Annotated in this window: 18 protein-coding genes and 1 pseudogene; 18 read left to right on the top strand and 1 reads right to left on the bottom strand. The window is 49.7% G+C overall.

All coding sequences use genetic code 11. The features are described from left to right. The first annotated feature begins 183 nt into the window (after positions 1-183). The gene (locus tag A3844_RS00640) at positions 184-1,047 is read left to right on the top strand and encodes a cation diffusion facilitator family transporter (RefSeq protein WP_074103753.1); all 864 of its coding nucleotides are present in this window, start codon (positions 184-186) and stop codon (positions 1,045-1,047) included. Between the two features lie 95 nt (positions 1,048-1,142). Continuing rightward, positions 1,143-1,544 (top strand): VOC family protein, encoded by a 402-nt coding sequence (locus tag A3844_RS00635; protein ID WP_074083491.1) that lies wholly within the window; start codon positions 1,143-1,145, stop codon positions 1,542-1,544. 99 nt (positions 1,545-1,643) lie between these two features. On the opposite strand, the gene A3844_RS00630 is transcribed toward A3844_RS00635, so the two are convergent. Next, complete coding sequence (locus tag A3844_RS00630) at positions 1,644-2,015, bottom strand: iron chaperone (RefSeq protein ID WP_074103755.1); 372 nt, start codon at positions 2,013-2,015, stop codon at positions 1,644-1,646. A 321-nt stretch (positions 2,016-2,336) separates the two neighbouring features. On the opposite strand from A3844_RS00630, the gene A3844_RS00625 reads away from it, so the two are divergent. The 16 genes and pseudogenes from A3844_RS00625 to A3844_RS00550 all read left to right on the top strand — a co-directional run bounded on the left by A3844_RS00625 (position 2,337) and on the right by A3844_RS00550 (position 22,592). Beyond that, entirely contained in the window at positions 2,337-2,525 is a 189-nt protein-coding gene (locus tag A3844_RS00625) for a hypothetical protein (RefSeq protein WP_074083489.1), read from the top strand. Further along, positions 2,468-2,713, top strand: a pseudogene (locus tag A3844_RS00620) (NrtR DNA-binding winged helix domain-containing protein); the annotation flags it as partial. The gene A3844_RS00625 and the pseudogene A3844_RS00620, both read left to right, overlap by 58 nt. Positions 2,714-2,745: 32 nt before the next feature. Further along, positions 2,746-3,222: an NADAR family protein gene (locus A3844_RS00615; RefSeq protein WP_074106287.1), complete on the top strand. Its 477-nt coding sequence runs from the start codon at positions 2,746-2,748 to the stop codon at positions 3,220-3,222. Positions 3,223-3,264: 42 nt separating this feature from the next. Further along, complete coding sequence (locus tag A3844_RS00610) at positions 3,265-4,128, top strand: TIGR02452 family protein (RefSeq protein WP_074106286.1); 864 nt, start codon at positions 3,265-3,267, stop codon at positions 4,126-4,128. A 278-nt stretch (positions 4,129-4,406) separates the two neighbouring features. Next, on the top strand, positions 4,407-4,820 hold the full coding sequence (locus tag A3844_RS00605; RefSeq protein ID WP_083606620.1) for a bacteriohemerythrin: 414 nt from the start codon (positions 4,407-4,409) through the stop codon (positions 4,818-4,820). 163 nt (positions 4,821-4,983) lie between these two features. Next, on the top strand, positions 4,984-6,180 hold the full coding sequence (locus A3844_RS00600) for a metallophosphoesterase (protein ID WP_341864871.1): 1,197 nt from the start codon (positions 4,984-4,986) through the stop codon (positions 6,178-6,180). A 129-nt stretch (positions 6,181-6,309) separates the two neighbouring features. Further along, positions 6,310-6,816, top strand: a complete 507-nt coding sequence (locus A3844_RS00595) for a MarR family winged helix-turn-helix transcriptional regulator (RefSeq protein WP_083606619.1) — start codon at positions 6,310-6,312, stop codon at positions 6,814-6,816. Positions 6,817-6,988: 172 nt separating this feature from the next. Beyond that, on the top strand, positions 6,989-7,807 hold the full coding sequence (locus A3844_RS00590; protein WP_341864870.1) for an SDR family oxidoreductase: 819 nt from the start codon (positions 6,989-6,991) through the stop codon (positions 7,805-7,807). A 99-nt stretch (positions 7,808-7,906) separates the two neighbouring features. Next, positions 7,907-8,584, top strand: coding sequence for a response regulator transcription factor (locus A3844_RS00585; RefSeq protein WP_074083483.1), 678 nt, complete (start codon positions 7,907-7,909; stop codon positions 8,582-8,584). Further along, on the top strand, positions 8,581-9,957 hold the full coding sequence (locus A3844_RS00580; RefSeq protein WP_074106283.1) for a sensor histidine kinase: 1,377 nt from the start codon (positions 8,581-8,583) through the stop codon (positions 9,955-9,957). The genes A3844_RS00585 and A3844_RS00580 overlap by 4 nt, the downstream gene beginning before the upstream one ends. A 69-nt stretch (positions 9,958-10,026) precedes the next feature. After that, positions 10,027-11,145, top strand: coding sequence for an ABC transporter permease (locus A3844_RS00575; protein WP_074106282.1), 1,119 nt, complete (start codon positions 10,027-10,029; stop codon positions 11,143-11,145). Next, positions 11,142-11,819, top strand: a complete 678-nt coding sequence (locus tag A3844_RS00570; protein ID WP_074083480.1) for an ABC transporter ATP-binding protein — start codon at positions 11,142-11,144, stop codon at positions 11,817-11,819. The genes A3844_RS00575 and A3844_RS00570 overlap by 4 nt, the downstream gene beginning before the upstream one ends. A gap of 305 nt (positions 11,820-12,124) precedes the next feature. Next, positions 12,125-15,208 (top strand): ATP-binding protein, encoded by a 3,084-nt coding sequence (locus A3844_RS00565; RefSeq protein WP_244169651.1) that lies wholly within the window; start codon positions 12,125-12,127, stop codon positions 15,206-15,208. A gap of 15 nt (positions 15,209-15,223) precedes the next feature. Beyond that, positions 15,224-16,354 (top strand): response regulator, encoded by a 1,131-nt coding sequence (locus tag A3844_RS00560; protein WP_074106280.1) that lies wholly within the window; start codon positions 15,224-15,226, stop codon positions 16,352-16,354. A 183-nt stretch (positions 16,355-16,537) separates the two neighbouring features. Then, on the top strand, positions 16,538-17,212 hold the full coding sequence (locus tag A3844_RS00555) for a S1 family peptidase (RefSeq protein WP_074106279.1): 675 nt from the start codon (positions 16,538-16,540) through the stop codon (positions 17,210-17,212). 103 nt (positions 17,213-17,315) lie between these two features. Beyond that, positions 17,316-22,592, top strand: a complete 5,277-nt coding sequence (locus tag A3844_RS00550; RefSeq protein ID WP_074106278.1) for a hypothetical protein — start codon at positions 17,316-17,318, stop codon at positions 22,590-22,592. The last annotated feature ends 30 nt before the right edge of the window (positions 22,593-22,622 follow it).

Genomic DNA, 22,622 nt, shown 5'->3' with positions numbered 1-22,622 from the left:
TTAGATCCTTGAGTTCTGAAGTTGAACTAGGGCAAACAATGTTGCGTGCGGCAAAACACTTCCGGTCTTCCAACTCTATTTGGCTGGGCGAACACTTGCGCGGCCCGGCAACACTGTTTCTCTAGACCCACCCGGTTGTCTGCGTGTAGTATAGAACGATACTATTCTTTGGAGGTTCTTTGCTTGGAAAACTACAGTGATATCAAACAAAGTGAAAAAGGGGCCTGGCTGAGTCTTTTTGCATATATCCTGCTGTCTGCCATCAAGTTATTTATGGGTACAGCTTCAAACTCTCAAGCACTTCTTGCCGACGGTTTGAACAACAGCACGGATATTATTGCCTCGCTGGCCATTCTGGCAGGGCTTAAGATTTCCAGGCGGCCGCCAGACTCCAATCACAGCTACGGACATTTCAGAGCGGAAACTGTGGCGGCACTGGTCGCTTCTTTCATAATGATCGCTGTAGGACTTCAAGTTCTGTATCAGGGTGTGAACAAATTCATTCAGCCCGCACTCGAGACACCCGATCTAGTATCCGCATGGACGGCAGCAGGCTGCGCTATAGTAATGTTCGCTGTTTACATGTACAACATCAGACTTGCCCGCAGACTGAACAGCAATGCCATGCAGGCCGTTGCTCAGGATAACCGGTCAGATGCTCTTGTGAGTATTGGTGCTTTTATCGGGATTGTCGGTTCGCAATTCGGCCTGCCTTGGCTGGATCCGCTGACCGCTACAATTGTCGGGGGATTGATCTGCAAGACTGCCTGGGATATCTTCCGCAAGGCAACACATGATCTTACCGACGGTTTTGATGCCAATGAGCTTGAGCTGATGAAACAGACCGTTGCTAATATTGAAGGGGTTGAATCCATTAAGGATATCAAGGCCAGAATACATGGGAATAATGTGCTGGTGGATACGACGGTACTGGTAGACTCCAACTTAAATGTGGTGCAGAGCCATGATATTACCGAGAAAATTGAGGATCAGCTGAAGGACCTTCACCAGGTCGCTAATGTTCTGGTACATATTGAACCCGTGTAAATGCAGCTCTTCTGTGTGACGTAGAACTTCAAGTAATTCAACGGTCAGACACCGATCTGTAGTATGCTTAACGCAAACTGGAGGTGGGCTATACAATGAGGAAGGTAAACCTGGAAGGCCTAACATTACTCGCCGATGATGTTGCCCGATTGGCACGGTTCTATCATGAAGTCCTGGGATTTGCAATCGTTGTAGAAGAAGCGCATTACGTAGAATTCAGCAATTCAGGCGTCCGGTTGGCAATTTGTTCCAAACCCCTTATGGCGGAGAATACCAATGGTCATTTCTCCTTCAGTGAGCAACGAAGCGGACAAGCCGCCGAGCTTAATTTCCAATGTGATTCGCCGGATGAAGTATATACTTTGTACGATGAATTCATTTCGAAAGGAGCTATGGACATCATGAAGCCGCAAGTGAAGTCTTGGGGTCATACTACTGCTTTCTTTGCCGATCCCGAAGGGAATATTCATTCCTTATTTGCGATAAATCCTGCGTAAGCTGAAGATCCAGAAGCACTAATAGCGAAGAGGCGTAACCAGGTTAGTGGTTACGCCTTTTATGTTGTAATTAATATCTGTTTATGCTCTCAAAAGCTCTTATGGCCGCCAAAAAGTTGAACAGTCTGCTTTATCCAAAATATTAAACTCAATTAATGTTTCAAGTAATGAGAAATCAACTGGTTTATCCCAGTGGATACGCACCAGCTGCTGGGTATGATTATAGCCAGCCTGCACAATTGTATCAGAAAAATAATTAATCACTGCCTTTTCAGGAGCAACGGCCAAATGATGTTTGGCGATGCTGAAGCCAATAATAAAGGTGCCGTGATCGGTAAACATAGGCTGATTCCACGCAATCTTTGGCACTAAAGTCGGGAATTTCATGATTACCCACGTCAAAACCTCTTCCGTTCGGGCCCGATGCTGCGGGTTAGCAATATTCGCTACATACTCTGCAAAAACTTCCATGTTGTTCCCTCCTGAAATAAAATCATCTCGTTCTGAGAATCCCTCAAACCCATTATGCGTACTAAGTATATCTATGAAAAGCTTGATATAACAGAGTTGCTGATTCACCTGTTTGTGTCCATGTCCCAAAAGATTTCACAGCAGAGATGCTATAACAATATTAGGGAGTCCGGTGTCATTTATATACGTTTAATATTTTTGTTTAAACAAACGCTTGACTTCACTAACGGGATTGGGTATATAATAACATTATGATAATAACACAATGATAATATCTAACGGGCTAACATACTCCCAATTCTTAGCCAAAGGAGTATCCACATGCCGCAAGAACCGGTCACTGACCGCAATGGCTTAACCGAGGAACAATTTTTACAGGGCTATGATGCAGGGATGTATGAGCGTCCGTCCGTAACAGTCGATATGCTGATCTTTATCGTAATGGAGCACAGTATGCGATTGAACGCCTTCGGAGCAAGGTGGAGTACACTGATATTATTTTTAATCTGATGCCGCCCTTGTTTACACTGTCCGAGCTTCAACGGGTCTATGAAATTATACTTGGCAGAGAACTGCTGGCGCCCGCCTTCCGCCGTAAATTGGCCGACCGTGTGACCGAAACTGAGGAGTTCAACAAAAATGCCGGTCATCGGCCTTCGAAGCTGTACCGGTACAGAGTGGACCGTGATACAAATTAAATTTTGAGTGAATACAGAATGGAGAGTTATAAATGGAGACTTTTACTTACTTTTACCGCAGCGGTTCGCCGTTCTCGCAGTGGTATCCTTGCAATTTCACTGTAGATGAGATGAGCTTTAACTGTGCAGAACAATACATGATGTACGGCAAGGCGCTTTTATTCAAGGATGAAGGCACGGCCAGACAGATATTACGCGCAAGAACACCCAGGGAACAAAAGGAGCTGGGACGTAAAGTGAGCGGCTTCAATGACAGCGAATGGAATGCTCACTGCAGAGACATTGTCTACCAGGGGAACCGGGAGAAATTTCTGCAAAATGAAGAGCTACTGCAGCTATTGCTGAATACAAAGGGAACTACACTAGTTGAAGCCAGTCCGACAGACCGTATTTGGGGTGTGGGCTTGGCCGAGAATGACCACCGCATTCGCAGCAGAAGTACCTGGAAGGGCACCAATTGGCTGGGTGAAGTGCTTACGCAGCTTCGTGACGACCTGTTACAGGAATAACCAACCCCGGTACAACTACGGGATAAGGAGTGAACCTATAGGATGAACAACTTGAATCCGAGGAATAAAAGAGCAGCAATCGCGCAAGAAACACTGGATATATTGGAAAAAGGAAATTACGTTAACCAAACGGGCCGGCTTGTTGACATTGCTGAAGATGTCAGAGCAGCCATCTCAAATACCCGGCTATATGCACCGGAGGAGCTGCCGCAGCTTAACGATGCAATGGCGGAACACCTCAAGGGAGGTGCCAGGCAGACCGCGAAGCTGGCTGTCACCAGCGAATCCACTTTGGCTGCGGCCTATCGATTAGTTGTAAAAGAGGGCCGTGATCAGACGGTATGCCTGAACTTTGCTTCAGCCAAGAACCCGGGTGGCGGCTTCCTGGGAGGAAGCCAGGCACAGGAGGAAAGTTTAGCCCGTGCTTCTGCACTTTATCTGTCCATCGCCCCCAAAAATGAAATGTACCAACACAACCGCGGCCGTAAGACCTGTCTGTATTCCCATTACATGATTCATTCTCCTCAGGTACCTGTCATCCGTGACAGCCAGGATCAGCTGCTGGACGAACCGTATCTGGTGTCGTTCATTACCGCGCCAGCAGTGAACGCGGGAGTCGTCCGCGAGCGGGAGGCTCAGGAGATTGGAATGATACCGACCGTTATGCTGGAGCGCATCCGCTATATTCTGACTGTAGCCGCTAATAATGGGCATAAGACTATCGTACTCGGAGCCTTTGGCTGCGGAGTTTTCCGGAATAATCCGAGTGAGGTGGCCGAATGGTTCAGACAGGTGCTGCTGGATGAAGGCTATCAAAGCCTGTTTGACCAGATCGTATTTGCTGTGTTGGATCACTCTCCGAATCACGGTGTGCTTGGCGCTTTTCAGACAACCTTCAATGTGTAAAAGGTTTCTTTTCTGACCGTTTGCCCAACATAACACCCCTTCTTTCGGCTTAAGCATTGGCATCTGTCAATGCTTTTTACCAGTTTACTCCTTCGTAGGCATGAATGTAAGTAATGTATATGCTGCATGGCGATTTTAACTCTTCTTTGATTCTGGAATATAATCGATATTTGTTACATTGTGTCGTGTGATGTTATTAACAGAACTTTTATGCCGAAAAGTAGAAAATAAAATAAGCTTTTCATTATGTAAAATATGGTAAAAGGTAGGGTGAGTCAATGATTAACTGGAAAGATTCATATGACATCGGAGTGGAGAAGATTGACTGCCAGCACCGACAGCTGCTTGTGAAGCTGAACGAATTTTTTGATGCCTGTACGAACCAGCAGGGCAAAGAGAAGATTGAAGAAACCCTGAAATTTCTCAAGGACTATACGCTAGAGCATTTCAGTGATGAAGAGAAATTAATGCAGGATATTGAATTCCCGGAATTGACCGAGCACCGCAAGACCCATGCCGAGTTTGTCCAGACTGTGCTGGATCTTGAAGAGAGCATTAAGACTAAGGGTATTTCTGTACTTTCGACCATTAAGCTGAACCGCACATTAACTGACTGGCTGCTCAATCACATCAACAAATGCGATAAACTGATTGGTCAATGCATGGCCAGCAAAGGGAATCAAGCGATATAGATTACAGCGTGAATATTTCATAATGAAGATGAAGATGCCGCAGGGCATTTTCTTTTTTTTTTGGCCTTTATTTTCATTGCCGGAGCAGAGTTTATACTACTCGAATGCTTTGTGTTATCATTTGAATTAGAGATTCAGATAAACTGCAAGGCAAGGGAGTGGAATGATGAAAATATTGCGTATGCTTGCTTCGGGTCTGGTCATGCTGCTTGTGCTGGGTCTTGTGAATTTCTACATTGGGCTGCATCTATGGGTTCTGCTGGTGAACTGGCTACCGGGGATTCATGCAGGGGTATTTTGGCCGCTGTTTCTGCTCATTGCTTTTGCTTATATGATTGGAATGGTTCCTTGGCCTAAAGCGGTGAAGCCGGCTGCCCGGCTGTTCAAGGTGATTGGTTCCTATTATCTCGCCTGCATGGAATTTGCCATTATAGTGCTCCCGCTTACGGATTTGCTCTACTGGGTGCTTGGTCTAATGGGGGTCGAGCGTGCAGCGTTTACTTCGAAGGCGGGTACAACACTGGTTCTCCTGCTGGCTATCTTCCTCATCTGGGGTTCGCGCAATGCCTGGAGTACAGTTGTGCGAAATCACCCGATTCCAATTGACAAGTCAAATGGAACTAGTGCACCGCTGACCATTGCGGTCGCATCCGATCTCCATCTGGGTAACATTGTCGGCAACCGTCATCTGCGCCGCATGGTGGCAGAGATGAACCGGATGCAGCCGGACCTGATTCTGCTCGCAGGGGATGTGCTTGATGATAGTATTGAGCCGTTTATCCGCAACGGGATGAGTGAAGAGATCCGAAAGCTCAAAGCACGCCACGGGGTTTACGCTGTACTCGGCAATCACGAATATTATGGAGGTTCCATTAAACAATACACAGAGCTGATGGACAGTATCGGGATCAAAGTCCTGCAGGACGATGTAGTAGACACCGCTGGTCTGTATATTGTGGGGCGCAAAGATAAAACCGCCGAGTCTATGGAGGCCGGTGGCCGCAAAAGCGTGGAATCCTTGCTGGAAGGACTTGATCTGTCCCGGCCGGTAATTATGATGGATCATCAGCCCACCGGATTTGATATTGCCGCCAAGGCGGGAGTGGACGTATTGCTCTCGGGACATACACACCGGGGTCAAATTGCTCCGAACCACTGGATTACCAGACGGTTATTTGAACTGGACTGGGGCTATCTGCGTAAAGATAAGATGCATGTGATTGTCTCCTCCGGTTACGGAACCTGGGGACCGCCCATCCGTTTGGCCAGCCGTTCCGAGCTGATCAAGCTTGAGGTTAGACTGGAGAGCAGCAAGCGCTACAGTGAAGAGCCGGTTCACGGAAATCCTGTTCTGATATAACAAAAGATAAGCCCCTGCCTCGTATTTTGAGGTGCGGGGGCTTATTTTGTTTTGACATTTACAGCAGCATCCGTTATGTTAAAAGCAGAAATAGTTAAGCTATTAACTAAATGGAGCTGAACAGAAAGTATGGACGATCTGCAAGAGGGGAATTTACCGCAAGATGATCTGCAGCAGAAGGAGCTTCAGCAAGATGATCTGCAGGAATATGTGCTGAACCTCCCGCTGCCGAATGAAGCTTTTTTTACACTGGTTGAGGCGACCGCAGCTCTGGTGGCTGTGTCTGAGAGATACTGGCAGTCCAAGGGTTTAAATGGTGCAAGAATCCGGGTACTCGTGGAGATTGCCAAGCAAGGCGGAAGGGTGTTGCCTTCGGTGCTTGCCGGGAAAATCGGTGTTACCAAGGCCAATATCAGCCTGTTGTTGACCCCGCTGGAACGGGATGGCTACATCACCCGGGCTGAGCATGCCCAGGATGGACGCAAATCAGTGATTTCACTTACGGATGCCGGCCGTATTCTATTGGCAGAACAGCTTCCCGGTAACCGCGAGGCCGTTGCTGGAAGGATGAGCCGTTTGAACGGAGAGGAACTGCGCCAGCTAACACAGCTGCTGCAAAAGCTGAACCGGCCATGACAGCATGTAATCAATAAGACACCAAGCTGCATGAACGGTGAAACAGAATTTGTGGCAAGCTGTAGGCTAAATCCCTACATTCTTGGGATGTCCATACGTCCCTTGCTTCACCTATATAGTTAATAGCTTAACTATTATTTTCAAATACATTAGGCCTATTTGAGGAGGAAGAATGAAAATGACCATTCTGATTACCGGAGCTACAGGGCAACTTGGCAGCCAGATTATAGAAAACCTGCTATCCCGTCTCTCAGCCAGTAACTTCGTTGCGGGGGTACGTAATTTAGATGCAGCCGCACCATTAACCGGTCGTGGGGTGGAAGTCCGGTGTTTTGATTACGATCGGCCGGAAACACTACAGAATGCTTTGGCCGGAGTGTCCAAGCTGTTGCTAATCTCCAGCTCACATACGGATGATGCTGTAAGGCTGGCAGGGCACAAGAATGTAATCGATGCGGCCAAGACAGCCGGAGTTGCGCATATTCTCTACACCAGCTTCGCTTTTCCGCAGGCAGGTAATATACATCCAGGCAATGTTCATGCGCTTACTGAACAAGCGATACTGGAGTCTGGGATGGAGTATACCATTTTACGCAACGGGCTCTACATTGATTTCGTAGGAGTGCTCGGACTGAATGAAGCGATTCGCAGCGGTGTGCTGCTGACCCGGCCCGGGGATTGGCGGTTCAATGCTGTAACACGAGGCGACCTGGCACGGGCAACGGCAAATGTTCTTACCGGAACCGGACATGAGCATCGGGTATATGAGCTGGCTGCACCGCAGACCTGGTCTTTTGACAATCTGGCAGAGGTGCTTACTGAGCTTGCCGGCAAGCCTGTAACTCATACTGAAGATAGGTCTATACAACACTGGATTTATCATTTTCTAAGCAGTATCGACACCACATCTACCTCTGAGGATCTGGAACACCTTATGGGCCAGCCTGCCGCTTCACTAAAGGAGAGCATTATGCCATTTTTAAATCTCTGAGATCTGTAAAATATAGTCCTCCCGCCGCCAAAGTTGTCTAAACTCCTTAATGTTGCTACTATGATGACAGCAAAAGGGATTACCCAGGGAGTGATAGAGATGAAGAAAATAATAGTGGCCGACGATGATATGAATATCCGCACCCTATTGCGGCATGTACTGACGAGGGAAGGGTATCAGGTGCTGGAAGCTGCCGACGGCCGCGAGGCGATGGGTCTGATGAAGAAGAGTACAGTAGATCTGGCCGTGGTCGATGTGATGATGCCCTATATGGACGGGCTTGAGTTGTGTGAGTACATCCGGGAGACCTACGACATTCCGGTTATCCTGCTTACCGCGCGCCAGCAGCTCAGCGACAAGGAGCAGGGATATTTGCGCGGGACCGATGACTATGTGACAAAGCCGTTTGAACCGGAAGAGCTTTTGTTCCGCATCAAAGCGCTGTTCCGCCGCTACTCCGTGGCTGCAAGCGACAAGATCCGCCTGAACTCTCTGGTGATTGACCGCAAGAATTATGAGATCAGCGACGGGAATGATGTGCTTTTACTGCCGGTGAAGGAGTTCGAGCTGCTGGCCCAGCTTGCGCAGTATCCCGGCCGGCTGTTCTCGCGCAGCGAGCTGATTGAGCTGGTATGGGGCGCGGATTACGAGGGGGATGAGCGGACGGTAGATGTGCATATCAAACGCCTGCGCGACCGGTTCAGCGGATACAAGAATGATTTTACCATCCGCACGGTCCGCGGCATCGGCTACAAAGTGGAAATGGTGAATCTATGAAATCCCTGTATGTAAGAATGAGTATATTGTTCTGCTCGGTGATTGTGATCAGCAGCGTGTTGGGATTTCTCATGTCCAACGCTTATTATCAGGTCAAAATCAAACCGCAGAACGACGCCAAGCTGACCAAAATGGCCCTTGGCCTGCAGTCCTTTATAGAGGATCACCCGGATGCTGTGGAGGAATATCTGCTAAGCACAGCCTCCTTGGGATACAAGATGTATCTCTCGAACGATCAAGGCGATGAACGGTTTTATGGTCTGCCTTTCCGTAAAAATGATCTGAAGGAAGGCGAGCTGCAAAAAGTGCTGGCCGGGGGCACCTACCATGGTGTGGCTGACTTTCCCAGTCAAATGTTCATTACAGGCTTTTTTGATAATCAGCTCAGCAATTCGATAGGCGTTCCCATACATATTCACGGCCAGACTTATGCACTGTTTATGCGGCCGGATGCCGAAGTGCAGTTTGGCGAGCTGCGGATCTTTTTTGCCGTACTTATTGCGGTTACGATTTTGTTCAGCCTCTGGTTTGTTCTGATTACTGTCTTTCATGTGGTTAGGCCGATCACCCGGTTGACCGAAGCTACGAAAAAAATCTCCAAGGGCAGATACGATATCAAGCTCTACACGGCACGGCGCGATGAAATCGGCCAGCTGGCATCCCACTTTATGGTCATGAGCCGGGAACTGGAGCGGACGAACCGGTCACGGCAGGAATTTGTCGCCAACGTCTCGCATGAGATCGAATCGCCATTGACCTCTATTCAGGGCTTCGCCCATGCTCTTAAGGATGCTACTCTCCCGGATCAGCAGCGGATAGAGTACCTGTCCATTATTGATGAGGAGAGCCGGAGGCTGTCGATGCTAAGCAAGCAGCTGCTTACCTTGTCATCGCTCGATTATGACGGAAATGCGCTGGATAAGAGAAGCATTGATCTCCGGGCGCAGCTACGCCAGGTTGTGCAGATTATGGAGTGGCGGCTGACGGAGAAGGAGCTTGCCGTACGGCTGCATGCAGCGGATATCACCCTTCAGGGCGATTCCAATCTGCTCTATCAGGTATGGATGAATCTGTTGTCCAATGCGGTAAAATATACCCAAGCCGGCGGGTCGATCTCGATTTCGGCGGAAGTCTCTGACCACAGCTGTGTCATAAGCTTTGCGGATAATGGCGAAGGCATTCCAGAGGATCAGCTTCCGATGATATTTGACCGCTTTTATAAAGTGGACCGTGCGCGTACCCGTGACAGTAACAGTACCGGACTTGGATTATCCATTGTGCGTAAAATCATCGAAGTGCACGGCGGAACCATCGAGGCAGAGAGCCATCTCGGGAAAGGGACGACTTTTACGGTAACGCTGCCGCTTCTGTAATTTTCTATTCATACTCCGTTCATTTTCATCTTCTAAACTGTGGTTATACAGATTAGAAGGAGTGGTTACATGTTTTTGGCATTGAGGGAGATGAGGCACTCCAAAGCACGCTACAGCCTCATTATGGTCATTATGCTGCTGGTTTCGTTTCTGGTCTTGTTCGTAACTGGGTTGGCGCGGGGTTTGGCTTATGCCAATGTTTCAGCCGTGGAAAATATGTCCGCGAACTATTTTGCCGTGCAAAGTGACGCTGATCATGCGTTCAGACGTTCCCAATTAAGTGATACGGAGCTTAGTGCCGCCCGTTCGATGGTCGGGGAAAAGAACGCAACACCGCTGGCGGTGCAAATGAGCACGATTACGGCAGACGGTGCCGATGTGAAGGCGGACATTACTTTTTTTGCCGTAGATATGGATGGTATGCTGAAACCAAAGGTGGTTCAGGGCGATGGCATTACCAATGAAACCAAGGGCAGTGTCGTTGTGGATTCGAAGCTCAAAGAGTCGGGAATCAGCATCGGCAGTCTGGTCAAGGATCAAGCTTCAGGGCTGACCTTTAAGGTCGCCGGTTTTGTAAAGGACAGCTCCTACAGCCATACTCCTGTCGTATACATCAACAATCTGGACTGGCAGGCGATGAGACAGGGTACAGGACAGGGCGGCAGCAGCGCTCAGCAGGTCCCTTATAATGTCATTGCACTCAAGACTACTTCCTCTGTTGCAGCACAGATCACAAGCAAGCTGAACAATGTAGAGGTCATTACACAAAAACAGGCGATTGCCAGCATCCCAGGTTATTCTGCCGAACAAAATTCACTCTTGATGATGATCGTATTCCTGTTCGTGATCTCTGGGTTCGTGCTTGCGGTATTCTTCTATGTGATCACGATCCAAAAGTCCAGCCAGTTCGGTATCTTGAAGGCAATGGGTACCAAAATGTCCTATTTAGCCTGGAGTGTGGTCGGTCAGGTGCTGATCCTCTCGGTAGCTAGTCTGACGATCAGCCTGCTGCTGACCTTTGGGATGAATATGGGGCTGCCGGATACGATGCCATTTCAGCTGAAAGGCCAGACGATTGGGCTGACCAGTGTGCTGTTTATCGGTATGTCGCTGCTGGGGTCGCTAATTTCTGTAGCCAAAGTAGCAAAAGTAGACGCCTTAGATGCGATTGGGAGGACTGGAGCATGAGTGCCAAACTGATGATGAAGCAAGTGACTCATACGTATGGTGACGGAGATGGGGCAAGGACCATCTTGAATCATCTTGATCTTACTGTAAATGATAGTGAATTTGTTGCAGTACTGGGGCCTTCAGGCACAGGGAAAAGCACCTTTCTCTCCGCCGCAGGGGCGCTGCTGACTCCGACCAGCGGGGAAATCTACATCGATGGTGAGCCGCTGGGCAACAAGGACAAAAGCGCCTTAACCGAGCTGCGGCTACAAAAAATCGGCTTTATGTTCCAAAGCGCACAGCTTCTCCCGTATCTGAAAGTAGAGGAGCAATTACTGTATGTGGCTAAACTGGCGAAGCTCAGTACCAAGGAAGCCAAAGAGCGTTCAGCTTATCTATTGAAGCGGCTGGGAATTTGGGAGCGGCGGAATCATTACCCTGAGAAGCTCTCCGGCGGCGAGAAGCAGCGTGTGGCGATTGCCAGAGCGTGGATGAATAAGCCGGCGGTTCTGTTCGCGGATGAGCCGACAGCCAGCCTCGATTTCAGCCGCGGCAAGGAGGTTGTGCAGATGATCGCAGACGAGGTGAAGAACGAAGGCAAAGCTGCGGTTATGGTAACCCATGACGAGCGTATGCTGGAATGGTGCGACCGGGTGTATCATTTGCAGGATGGCGTGCTGGTTGAGCAGTAAGGGATGAATAGGCTGGGACCGGGAAGACGTGACACTACACAATCTGGACATCAGACGCAGCTATGTGTCACAGACCCGGAAGTAGGCGCTGATGAAGCTGAATCATGAGTTTTAAAAGATAAGTTTATATAGAGTGACGAAGGTGATTTATGATAAATCCAGAGGGATCTGATCCTTTTGGATTTTTTGTATGCTAACTAATCAAGCAACATCGCAAACAAATCGAATAATTATTGCTTGTGAGTTTCTTGAGAGATTGATATCGTATGATATATTCGTCGAGTATGTGCAGAATGGGGTTACTTATGAAGAGTTGGGGCAAATTTTTGATTGTAGTGGTGGCGTTGCTCGCGTTTGGGATGCTGTTTTTATATATGGAATCGCTTAAGAGTGCGGTGATGCCGCTTGCTAAGCATGGAGTGCTGGACTTAAGGGAAACCCGTCTTCCTGATCAAGGCTTGGTGAATTTGAACGGCGAATGGGATTTCTATGAAGGAAGGCTGTTAACGCCGGCTGATCTGAACGAAGAAACGGTAAAGGGACAGCTTTATTTGAACGTGCCTGGAGCGTGGGAAGGGAAGCATAAGAACGAGGGAATGCACCGAAAAGGGTATGGCACCTATCATCTGAAGCTGCTGGTTCCGAACGGTGATTCGGTCTACGGGATCAAAATTAACAATATCCGCATGTCGCACAAGTTATACATTAACGGGAAGCTGGAGGGTGAGAGTGGTGTTCCGGTGAAGGCTAAAGAGCAAAGCCACCCGGGTAATACGCCGTATACCGTTTTTTTTCATTCCAGTGATGAAACGATTGATATTGTTATTCAGGTTGCCAACTACGAATTTATTAATGGAGGCGTGATCCGTCCCATTCAGTTTGGAGCACAGAAAGAAATCCTCTGGTTAGGAGCCTTTGGCATTGGTGCGGATTTGGCTTGCATTCTGATCTTTATTATGTTCGGCGCCCACCAGCTAACCATGTATTTCCCTGAGCGCAGGGACAGAAGCAATCTGTATTGTGGAATATTCCTGTTATGTTTTTCAGTGAGTCAGATGCTTCAGGACGAGAAACTCTTCCAGCGTCTGCTGCCGGATATCTCGTTCAATGTGACCTACAAGCTCATGGATCTCAGTATTTTTTTTATGATCCCTGTACTGGGTATTTTACTTTTTTCTTCACTCAACAGCCGGTTGATGTCCAGAAAGCTGCAGATACTGCTGATTGGCCCTTTTACTGCTTATGCTGCAGCCATACTGATCTTACCCTACAGGATCTATAACGAAGTTAAACCGGAGTATCTGCTCTATCTGGTTCTTATGGATATTTATATTATTGCGAGGTTAGTTTTTCTCTGGATCATTTCTAAGAAAGGGACACATGAGAGTAAAGAATTGATCCTGTTCATACTGGCAATTGTGTCAATGATGATCTATCTGGTAGGGGATCTTCTGTCAACGGAAAATATTCTGGCGTCTGATATTGTCAGCAAGCTGGCTGCTTTGGGATTTGTCATGCTGATGAATACGTTGCTGGCAATCCGCTTCTCCCGCACCTTCGAGAAAACCCAAGCCCTGACTCATGAGCTTATGGTCTCCAATCAGATCAAAGATGAATTTCTCATTCATACCTCTCACGAGCTTAGAACCCCGCTGCATGGAATTATGAATATTTCATCATCCCTTCTGGATAATTCCGAGGGCACTCTGTCAGCCGGGCAGCTTGAAAGTCTGTGGCTAGTAAAAGATACGGCAGTGAAGCTGTCCATGCTAATGCAGGATTTGATTGATGTTACACGGCTCAAGCATGGGGATCTGCAAATGCAGTTTTCGGTTGTGAACGTGCGGGCGGCAGTACAGATTGTACTGGATGTGCTGCAATTCGAGCTGGCCGATAAAGATGTGGCTCTGGTGAATCAGGTATCTCCGAAATTGTGGGTTCATGCGGATGAAAACCGCTTTAGACAAATTTTATATAACCTTGTACATAACGCAATCAAACATACGGATAGAGGAATGATCTCTGTCAATGGGACGATTTCGGATAACATGGTTCATTTGTTTGTTCAGGATACGGGCGAAGGTATAGCTCCGGACAAACAATCTGACTTGCTAATACGGGATGATCCCTTTGGCGCAAGCGGGCCTGAAGGCAGGTACTCGGGCATGGGGGTCGGGTTGTATATCAGCCGCAAGCTGGTAGAGGGAATGGGCGGACAAATCCGCTTGGACTGGACCGAGGCGGGGAAGGGGACCCGTATGGCCTTTACCATTCCAAGTGCCAAAGAACGCAGGTCTGCAGCGGATAATGAAGCGGAGCTACCCCGGTTTCGAAATCCACGCAAGTCCGGTTCTCTGGAGATTACAGAGCAATATGAATATACAATTCTGATTGTAGATGACGAGGCCTCCAATATTCACGCTCTTCTTACTATTTTGCGGAGACATCCGTATAATGTGCTGACTGCACTGTCGGGCAGGGAAGCGCTGGACAAAGTCAGCCGGTACCCCCGGATTGATCTCGTCATTCTTGATGTGATGATGCCGGACATGTCAGGAATCGAGCTATGCCGTAAGCTGCGTGAAAAGTATACCATTCTGGATTTACCAATACTGTTCGCTACCGCCAAGGACCGGTCACAGGATATTGCACTGGGCTTTGCGGCAGGAGCCAATGATTATTTGAGCAAACCGTTTGACGGGGAGACTCTGATTGCCAGAATTCAGACATTGCTGGTCATGAAGACCTCCATTCATCAGGCCATTCAGAATGAACTGGCCTTTTATCAGGCTCAGATCAAGCCACATTTCCTCTACAATGCCTTGAGCAGCGTAATCTCCTTCTGCTATACGGATGGAGAGAAGGCGGCTTACCTGCTGTCCAGTCTTAGCCAGTATCTGCGCTATATTCTGGATATGGATCATAAAGAGATATTTGTTCCTCTGGGCAGAGAGCTGGAGTTGATCGATGCATACGTAGAGATTGATCTGGCCCGTTTTGATGACCGTTTTGAATTTGTTAGTGATGTGAACGAAGGCTTGAAGAACTTTCAAATCCCTTCCCTGATTATCCAGCCGCTCGTAGAAAATGCTATTCGTCACGGACTGTTTGACAAGGACGGGCAAGGAGTGGTTACTCTCACGGTTGCAGAAGAGGAACATAGTCTGCTGATAACGATAGAGGATAACGGTTCTGGTATCTCCGACGACGTGCTGTACCGCATTTCCAGTGGTGAACGGCCACGGGAAGGTACGGGGGGGATCGGTATTTTTAATATCCGGCGCAGATTGGAGTCGATACCCGGTGCGGTCTTAACTGTGAGCTCGAAACTGGGCTGTGGGACCAAAGTGATGATAGCCCTGCCGCTCGAGCATAACATGGAAGGGTAAAGGAGGAAGAGATTATTGTTCACAGTAGTTGTTGTGGAGGATGAAAAACCGATCCTGGAGCTAATGAAGGTGGTTGTTGGAAGAAACCCCGATTGCCAAGTGGTGGGTGCTTTCAGTAATCCGTTAGAGGCTCTGGAGGCTCTGCCGTCCCTTAAACCGGATATTGCCTTTTTGGATGTAGAGATGCCTAAGCTATCCGGGCTGGAGCTGGCGGGCAGAATGATTGATTGCTGCGAACACACACGTATTGTTTTCACTACGGCCCACAAGGAATATGCTTTGGAGGCTTTCAATGTATTCGCCTTTGATTACATTCTGAAGCCCATTACGCCCGCCAGTGTCCAGCGTATTACGGATCGTCTACTGAAGGAATCTGGGAGGCCGGTTTCGACGAACATGGATCTGCCCTCCCAGAGAACATCTATCCGCTGTTTTGGCGGTTTCGAGGTTCGCAATTTCAAGGGGGATTTGGTGCGTTGGCCCACACGTAAGACTGAAGAACTGTTTGCCTATCTGCTGTGTTATCCCAATCAGGAAGCGGGGAAGTGGCAGCTTGTCGATGCTTTGTGGCCCGAGATGGATGAAGCACGATCGGTTCATAATTTGCATAATACGGTCTACCGGCTGAAAAAAATCCTAAAGGAGCATCAGCTTGGCCTAGATATAGGCAAAACCGGGGAAGGATATTTGCTGGAGGTCCTTGAGACTACGTACGACCTGCTGGAGTTTCAGCGTTACAACTCTGCACAGTCTGATGCTCACGGGGAAATTGCACGGCTGGAAAGCTTGTGCATGATGTATCAAGGGCATCTGTTTGACCGTAAGGACTACTTATGGAAGCATTGGCTGGAAGAAGACTACCGCAAGCGGTTTTTGTCCGTGGTCTATGATCTGGGCCGACTCTGCCTGACCCGGAAAGATTGGATCCGTGCAGAGCAAAGACTGAGTGATAGTTTGGAGATATATCCTTTTGAAGAAAATATATGTATGTTGCTCATGGAAGTATATGCAGCGAGCGGAAAATGGGAGAGATTACGTACGTTTTATACCAATTTTGAAGAAAGGTACCGCATTGAATTTGGAATAGCACCATCCCGGGAATTGCAGGATCTCGCTATTGGCTACATAAAAGATAACCAAGGGTAGTTTTATGCCCCAAAATGACCTTGAAATCCACAATTCAGTGGAGGAAGAGGTCGTTTTTTTATGGATCATTATTGACGTATTTCGACATCATGCCGCGAATCTGAGAGAAATTTGAGAGAATGCGTTTCTATAATGGAGCTTAGGAATGTGACTAAAGTCATGTATGGAAAGGATGGTGGGCCAATGCGGCGAAAGTTCGGAGCGCTCATTCTGGTGGTCTTTGCCGTGTTTTTGCTGCAGAACCATGCACCTGTCTCCATGGCACAGACGCCGGCTCAGTATGATGCGGAGGGACTTTACACCTATGCAGAGCAAGCGGTGTTCTATGTGCGGGCGTTTCGGGAGGATGACACAGTCAAGGATGTAGGCAGCGGATTTCTGATTCAGCCAGATGGCACAGCTATCACGGCCTATCATGTGGTGGAAGGGGCGGCGCGGCTTGGCTGTGTAAGAAATGACGGCGTTGAAGCCGTCTGCAGGGTGCTGGTATTCGATGAGGTGGCGGATACAGCGGTGCTGAAGCTGCCGTCCCCTGGTAAGGACAATCCCTATCCGTATCTGTCCTTGCGTACTGGCCCGGTCAAGCATGGGGAGAAGGTGTTTGCCATTGGTTATCCTCTGAAAGAGACCAAGATCATCACCGAGGGAATCGTGAATGCACCCGGTGTGGCTATTAACGGCAGGAAACGTATTTTGATGTCAGCAACGCTGGTCAATGGCATGTCCGGAGGGCCGCTGATTGACCAGGACGGATATGCGGCTGGACTGCTGTCTGGCTCACTGCGTACGATGAACGGCATTCACCTGGCGGTGGATGCAGAGACAGTGAAGCGGGTAGTCAGCCGGACAGGAATGTAGAACCGGCGGAGAACCCGGGTCTGCCGGTGGGGGCAGGCGGTTAAGGGATATTTACTACATAGAACAGATTCGTTAACCAAAATCCGTGCAGGAGGGTGCATGAATGAGAACATGGGCTAAAAAAAGCCTGACCACCGTACTGGCCGCAGTGATGCTGTCGGCCGGTATGCCGTGGCCGGGACAACAGGTGAATGCAGCGGGAAGCTATGAGGATGTGTATGTGTCAGGAACGAAGCTTCTGCACAATGGCGACTGGTACCCGGAAAGAACATCCGACTATGACGAAGATACCGAATCGGATGCTCTGCTCGTCAACGCTTTTGGATGGTTCTCCAAAGTGCAGAATGGCAATGTGGTTCCTGGAGTTACCATTGATAAAGTTGACGGCGATCTGGACGGCGGGCCGCATTTGGGTGACGCTGATGTGCTTAATGCGACCATTCGGATCGCTGACAACCCTCAGCTGAAGCAACTGGCGGAAGGGGAAGGGCAGTTCAGAGTTTATATTCGCAGTCTATATGAATCGGATGATGACAGTGCAGAAGTGGAGGTCCACAGTAAAAATCTGGGGAGATGGTACCGCGAGGATTATGTGGGAGCCGGACCTAACCGGGATGACCAGACGACAGACTGGGTTGATCTGGAACCCGATGATGTGATCACCATTCACCTAGAGAGCTGGGGGTCTGGTACGGTCACCGGCATCCACTTGAACTTCCGTGATGTGATTGCGCCTACCGTTAAGGATTACATCTTTGATACTACGGGAACGCAGCGTGACAATACTACGATTGATGAGAAAGAGCTGCTGGTGAAATGGGGCGACGAAGTGAATCTGACCTACCCGTTCAGTGAGCCGCTCAAGGCATCTTCCGGAGAAGCAGCCGACCTTATGCGGCATGATCTGTTCACCAATCCTTCGGGAACGGGATTGCCTGCCGACGGGGAGAATCAGGGGATGCAGCTGCCCGCAGCAACAAGCTGGGCTCAGTTCACCGACAAGCTTAGCTATACCTATAAAGCGGCTAATTACCAGCATACGGGCAATCTGCCTATTGTGAACGGCGGCGAGATAAGTACACTTCCGTCCGGAATCAACCTGAATGAGAAGTCACTGAAGCAGAAAGTCATCGATGCCGATTTTCATGATGCAGCCGGTAATCCGCTGATTGTCAGTAACTTCGGCCAGCGGGCTTCTGCTGCTGCAGGCGATACCTTTCTTCGCGGTAAGGCTATTAATCCATTCGATGCAACGGCCGACCCGGGCAATGCCAGTGACGGTTTCAGGGTTATTGTTGATGCGGTTCCGCCCAAATACAGCTTCACTGCTAACGGTATCCAGCCGGATATTGTGACGGGAAGCACATTGAACAAGGGGGATACCCTGGAATTCAAGGTGCGGCTGACGGAAGACGTTATCGCTAAAAAAGGATTGTCGGCGGATGGGTTGTTCCTGTATTTCAACAATGGGATGAAAGCCTATTATGTTGAAGGGGAAAATTCATCGCTTTGGACTTTCCGGGCGGCCGTGACGGAGGACGATCTGGATGTGGCACTGCTTAAGGTCATTGCCCTGACCCATTCGTCCAGAGCCGGCGATAGGCCTGCTTATGCGGATAAGGGAGTGCTTCAGGATTATGCCGGCAATCTGCTGACGGATCCTGTGAATACCAGCAAATCGGCGGCTCCGGCTCCGACAGATCCCTCCCTGCAGGTTCCGAATACCAAGATTGACTGGGCGAAGCTGTCCATTGACAATACCGACCCGAGCTTCAAATATCTCTACGATACGCCGGGTGCAACGGGGAACTCGTGGGCACGGTCAGGCAAGATCACCATTGATGCCCGTGATCCTCAAGTCATTGCACCTCCTCTCGACCCGGATGAGGCCGGACAGCCAAGACCAAGCCGCGGCATTTACCGGCCGCTTAATATGACAGGCTCCTCGGGTGAATCTGCGAATCTGGGTCTGGTCTACTATTACTGGAGCCAGAGTCCGGATGATCCGCTGGCCGGAAAAGAAGCCGACGAGTTCGCGGCGGTTAAGCGCTACTCACTTACAGGACAGCAGCCCCGGGAAGGGCTGTATACCGGTGAACTGGATGATTTCAATCTGATGGTGGCCAACAATAGCACCAATCTGCTGTCTCCACCCGCCAAGGCACTAATGGCTGAAGGTAGCGGGACCTGGTACCTGCATACTTGGACGGCGGATATGACCTGGGATTCGGCCCGTGAGCTCATGCAGTACGAGAAGATGAAGACATATAAGTCCAGCCATGCTGCCTCTTACAATGGCTGGATCAACGAGTACAAGGCTACTCATACCGGAGCATCCGAGGCGGATGCGGAAACGTATGCGAACGGCAAAGCCCTTGAAGCGGTCGGTGATTACGGCGATCTGTCCTTGTGGACGGCGGCGGACTTCAAGCATGACGATTCCAACTGGATTTACGGCAAGACCGCCATTCTGCTGGACAACAAGGCTCCAGTCCTTGGCGCTTCCATCTCCGGAATTAATCATACGGCCGTAGTCAAGGCAACAGTCGGGGCATCGGATGAACACAGCGGCATTGATCCTGCTTCGCTGCAATTTCAGTGGGTTAAGGTGGGGGAAACCCCCGGAGAGCTGGATTGGCACGTTGTTCCTTCGGATCGTAGTGTGACGACTCTGAACAATGTAGTAGAAGACGGGGAATATATTCTGTACTTGAGAACTTCCGACAGAGCCGGAAATACGGCTGAATTCCAGATGGTTGAGCATGTTGTGGTTGACTCTGCCAGAGAAGTCAGCATCGCCTTCACTCCAGAAGCGCCGGAATCCTATATCCGAAGTCAGGATATCGAAGTTACCGCTCGGGGAGCGGCGGTACTGGAGCTGCAGTACGTCTTCAGTCCTTCTGCTGTCCGGCCAGCTGAGAGCCTGTACCGTACAACGGCGATGGAGTCTGTGTATAAAGACGTCAGTGTGACGGATTCGGTCTACCGCGGTGTCGTTCAGGCGGTCTACGGTCTGAACGGAGAGCAGTACCTTCATATCCGGCTCAAAGAAGATGGGAATGTGCGGTACTACGACTACAGCACACTGTACCGGTTCGACAATGCCGCTCCTGAAATCACATTCAGTCTGAACGGTGTGAGCTACCCCCGTTCGGCTTATTCAGTGCTTGTGACCTCAAACGAGCTGTATAATCCATCCGGGACAGTGGTGGAGTACCAGTGGTTGCCGGAGAATGCTGCTCCGCCGGAGGAATCCTCCGGAGGCTGGCTGCCGCTTCCGGAGGATGGCAAGGCCGTTCTGGACAGCAGTCAGCTGGCTCCTGGCCAATCGGCAGGCTACGTCCTGTATGTGTATGCCCGGGATGGACTGGGCAATAGTGCCGTCACCCATACCGGAACCTTCCGCTTGTACCGTGCGGATACCTCTCCAGTGGAGGTGCTGCAGTCCGATCTGGTTGCTTTTGAAAGCGGCAGCGGGCAGGGAAGCAAGGCGATCCTTCAGCTGGAGCTGAAGAGTGTCTCCAAGGACGGGTTTGAATACTCTGTCTCCAGCGACAATGGCACCACATGGGGATTGTGGAGACCCTACACGAATTTCGTGCAGGTGGCTGTTCAACAGACCTCAACCGACCAGCTTCAGTTAAAGGCCAAATTCCGTTCACCTTCGGGTGTGGAGAGCACTCCTGTATCTATTGATACGAGCCATTTCGATGCTACGGCCGATCCTCTGTATGGTCTGGCCGCTTACAGTACTCTGAGGCCGACAAAGAGCGGTGGTATTTCGTTGAGCATAGCTGTGGCCACAGGGATCAAGGTGACTCCTGCGGCAGATAATCCAGCTCTGGCAGAGCGGGTGAAGGGCAATACCTTCAAGATTTCGCAAAATGGCCTCTATACCTTTAATCTGGTTGACCTGACAGCGCCGGAGCGCAAGACCCAGCTGCTGGCGGTAGTGAGTAATATCGATTTGACCCCGCCAGTAGGATTGGTTGAATACAACATAACCGGACCTACAAGAGGGAATGTGACTGCCAAGCTCTCTACCTCCGAGCCGGTGCGTATTGTGAACAATGGAGGAAGAGACAGCTATATTTTCAAGGACAACGGTTCATTCACCTTCGAATTTGAGGATGAAGCAGGGAACTTGGGCTCTACTAAGGCGACGGTGAATAATATCGACAGAACGCCTCCGGAAGTATCTCTGGTCAAGAGCTATGCCTACGGAATAGGCGGCTCCAAATCCTTCAAGACGATTCTGGACACTCTGGGCAACGTGCTGTTGTCGACCGGAGTAACGCTGACGGCAGAAAAAAGCTTGCCTGGCAGCGAGGATTTCCAAGTAGTACAAGGTAAGAATCCAGCGGTCATGCTTCAGAACGATCCGGTCAAGCTCATTGTACAGGACCGGCAGGGCAATACTGCGGCTCTGGAGGAGACCATTGCCAATATTGCTCCTGACCTGTTGCAGCCGCGGATTACCCAGGAATTTGTGGACGGGACCGGGCAGCCGCTGGAGGCAGGCAAGCGGGTCACCATCAACGGCAAGACCTATGCCAAGGGTGCGGTGAAGGTAACGCTGAGTGGGCGGATTGATGAGCCTAACCAGATGTTCGCAGGAGCTGTCCCGGTGGTGCAGGGAACTGGCTATGCCAACAAAATCAGCGACGCGGACGGCAACTATGCCTATACCGTCACCTACCGCGCAAACGGCAATGCCAGAATGGTACTGAGTGATCTTCTGGGTCGCACCGTTGTGTCGGCCATTCAAGTGGACGGACTGGATAACACGGCGCCGGAGATTCAGCTGAAACGTCCGGTGACTGCGGTAATCCGGGGACAGAAGGATTTCGAGCCGCTGCGGGATCTTGGCGGCTTCACCGCAATGGATAATGTATCTGCAGCGGATAAGCTGAAGGTCACAGTAAGCGCACTAGATCTGACCAAGACAGGCAAACAGATGGTCACTTATACAATAACCGACCAGGTGGGCAATACGGCGACTGCCAAGCAGGAGGTTATGGTCATGAATGACAGCGGTCTGCTGATTATCGGCAACGGCCAGGTACTGTCCTCCAGCCTGGCGGAAACGGTATTGTTCGACACGAACCGGATTACGTTCAGTGTGCTTGGCTATGACAAGATGAGCGTAGGCGGAAAGGAGCGGGTTAATGAGAGGGCTGCGTATACGCTGCTCTATCACACCGGATTGTACCGGGAGGGTCAGATGAAAACGATCGCCGAGGAAATACCACTCCAGGAGCTGACAGCGAATCAATATCAAGTCATCTTCCCGAAGACTGGCTGGTACACCCTTATTATCAGAACGCAAGAGAGAGAAAGAGAGTATGTCACCTTCTTTATCGGCGGCAAGGAATCATAAGCTAGCATCAGGCTCTAATACCGGGTGAGA

Source organism: Paenibacillus helianthi (assembly GCF_001909055.1).
GTDB lineage: Bacteria > Bacillota > Bacilli > Paenibacillales > Paenibacillaceae > Paenibacillus_AQ > Paenibacillus_AQ helianthi.
This window is presented reverse-complemented; position numbering and strand designations above follow the sequence as displayed.

What these genes read in the sequence shown, in the direction of transcription:
- A3844_RS00605 (WP_083606620.1), top strand. Translation starts at nt 4,407, where the DNA reads ATGATTAACTGGAAAGATTCATATGACATCGGAGTGGAGAAGATTGAC.
- A3844_RS00575 (WP_074106282.1), top strand. Translation starts at nt 10,027, where the DNA reads ATGTTTTTGGCATTGAGGGAGATGAGGCACTCCAAAGCACGCTACAGC.
- A3844_RS00570 (WP_074083480.1), top strand. Translation starts at nt 11,142, where the DNA reads ATGAGTGCCAAACTGATGATGAAGCAAGTGACTCATACGTATGGTGAC.
- A3844_RS00580 (WP_074106283.1), top strand. Translation starts at nt 8,581, where the DNA reads ATGAAATCCCTGTATGTAAGAATGAGTATATTGTTCTGCTCGGTGATT.
- A3844_RS00610 (WP_074106286.1), top strand. Translation starts at nt 3,265, where the DNA reads ATGAACAACTTGAATCCGAGGAATAAAAGAGCAGCAATCGCGCAAGAA.
- A3844_RS00635 (WP_074083491.1), top strand. Translation starts at nt 1,143, where the DNA reads ATGAGGAAGGTAAACCTGGAAGGCCTAACATTACTCGCCGATGATGTT.
- A3844_RS00590 (WP_341864870.1), top strand. Translation starts at nt 6,989, where the DNA reads ATGAAAATGACCATTCTGATTACCGGAGCTACAGGGCAACTTGGCAGC.
- A3844_RS00615 (WP_074106287.1), top strand. Translation starts at nt 2,746, where the DNA reads ATGGAGACTTTTACTTACTTTTACCGCAGCGGTTCGCCGTTCTCGCAG.
- A3844_RS00585 (WP_074083483.1), top strand. Translation starts at nt 7,907, where the DNA reads ATGAAGAAAATAATAGTGGCCGACGATGATATGAATATCCGCACCCTA.
- A3844_RS00600 (WP_341864871.1), top strand. Translation starts at nt 4,984, where the DNA reads ATGATGAAAATATTGCGTATGCTTGCTTCGGGTCTGGTCATGCTGCTT.
- A3844_RS00565 (WP_244169651.1), top strand. Translation starts at nt 12,125, where the DNA reads ATGAAGAGTTGGGGCAAATTTTTGATTGTAGTGGTGGCGTTGCTCGCG.
- A3844_RS00595 (WP_083606619.1), top strand. Translation starts at nt 6,310, where the DNA reads ATGGACGATCTGCAAGAGGGGAATTTACCGCAAGATGATCTGCAGCAG.
- A3844_RS00630 (WP_074103755.1), bottom strand. Translation starts at nt 2,015, where the DNA reads ATGGAAGTTTTTGCAGAGTATGTAGCGAATATTGCTAACCCGCAGCAT.
- A3844_RS00550 (WP_074106278.1), top strand. Translation starts at nt 17,316, where the DNA reads ATGAGAACATGGGCTAAAAAAAGCCTGACCACCGTACTGGCCGCAGTG.
- A3844_RS00555 (WP_074106279.1), top strand. Translation starts at nt 16,538, where the DNA reads ATGCGGCGAAAGTTCGGAGCGCTCATTCTGGTGGTCTTTGCCGTGTTT.
- A3844_RS00625 (WP_074083489.1), top strand. Translation starts at nt 2,337, where the DNA reads ATGCCGCAAGAACCGGTCACTGACCGCAATGGCTTAACCGAGGAACAA.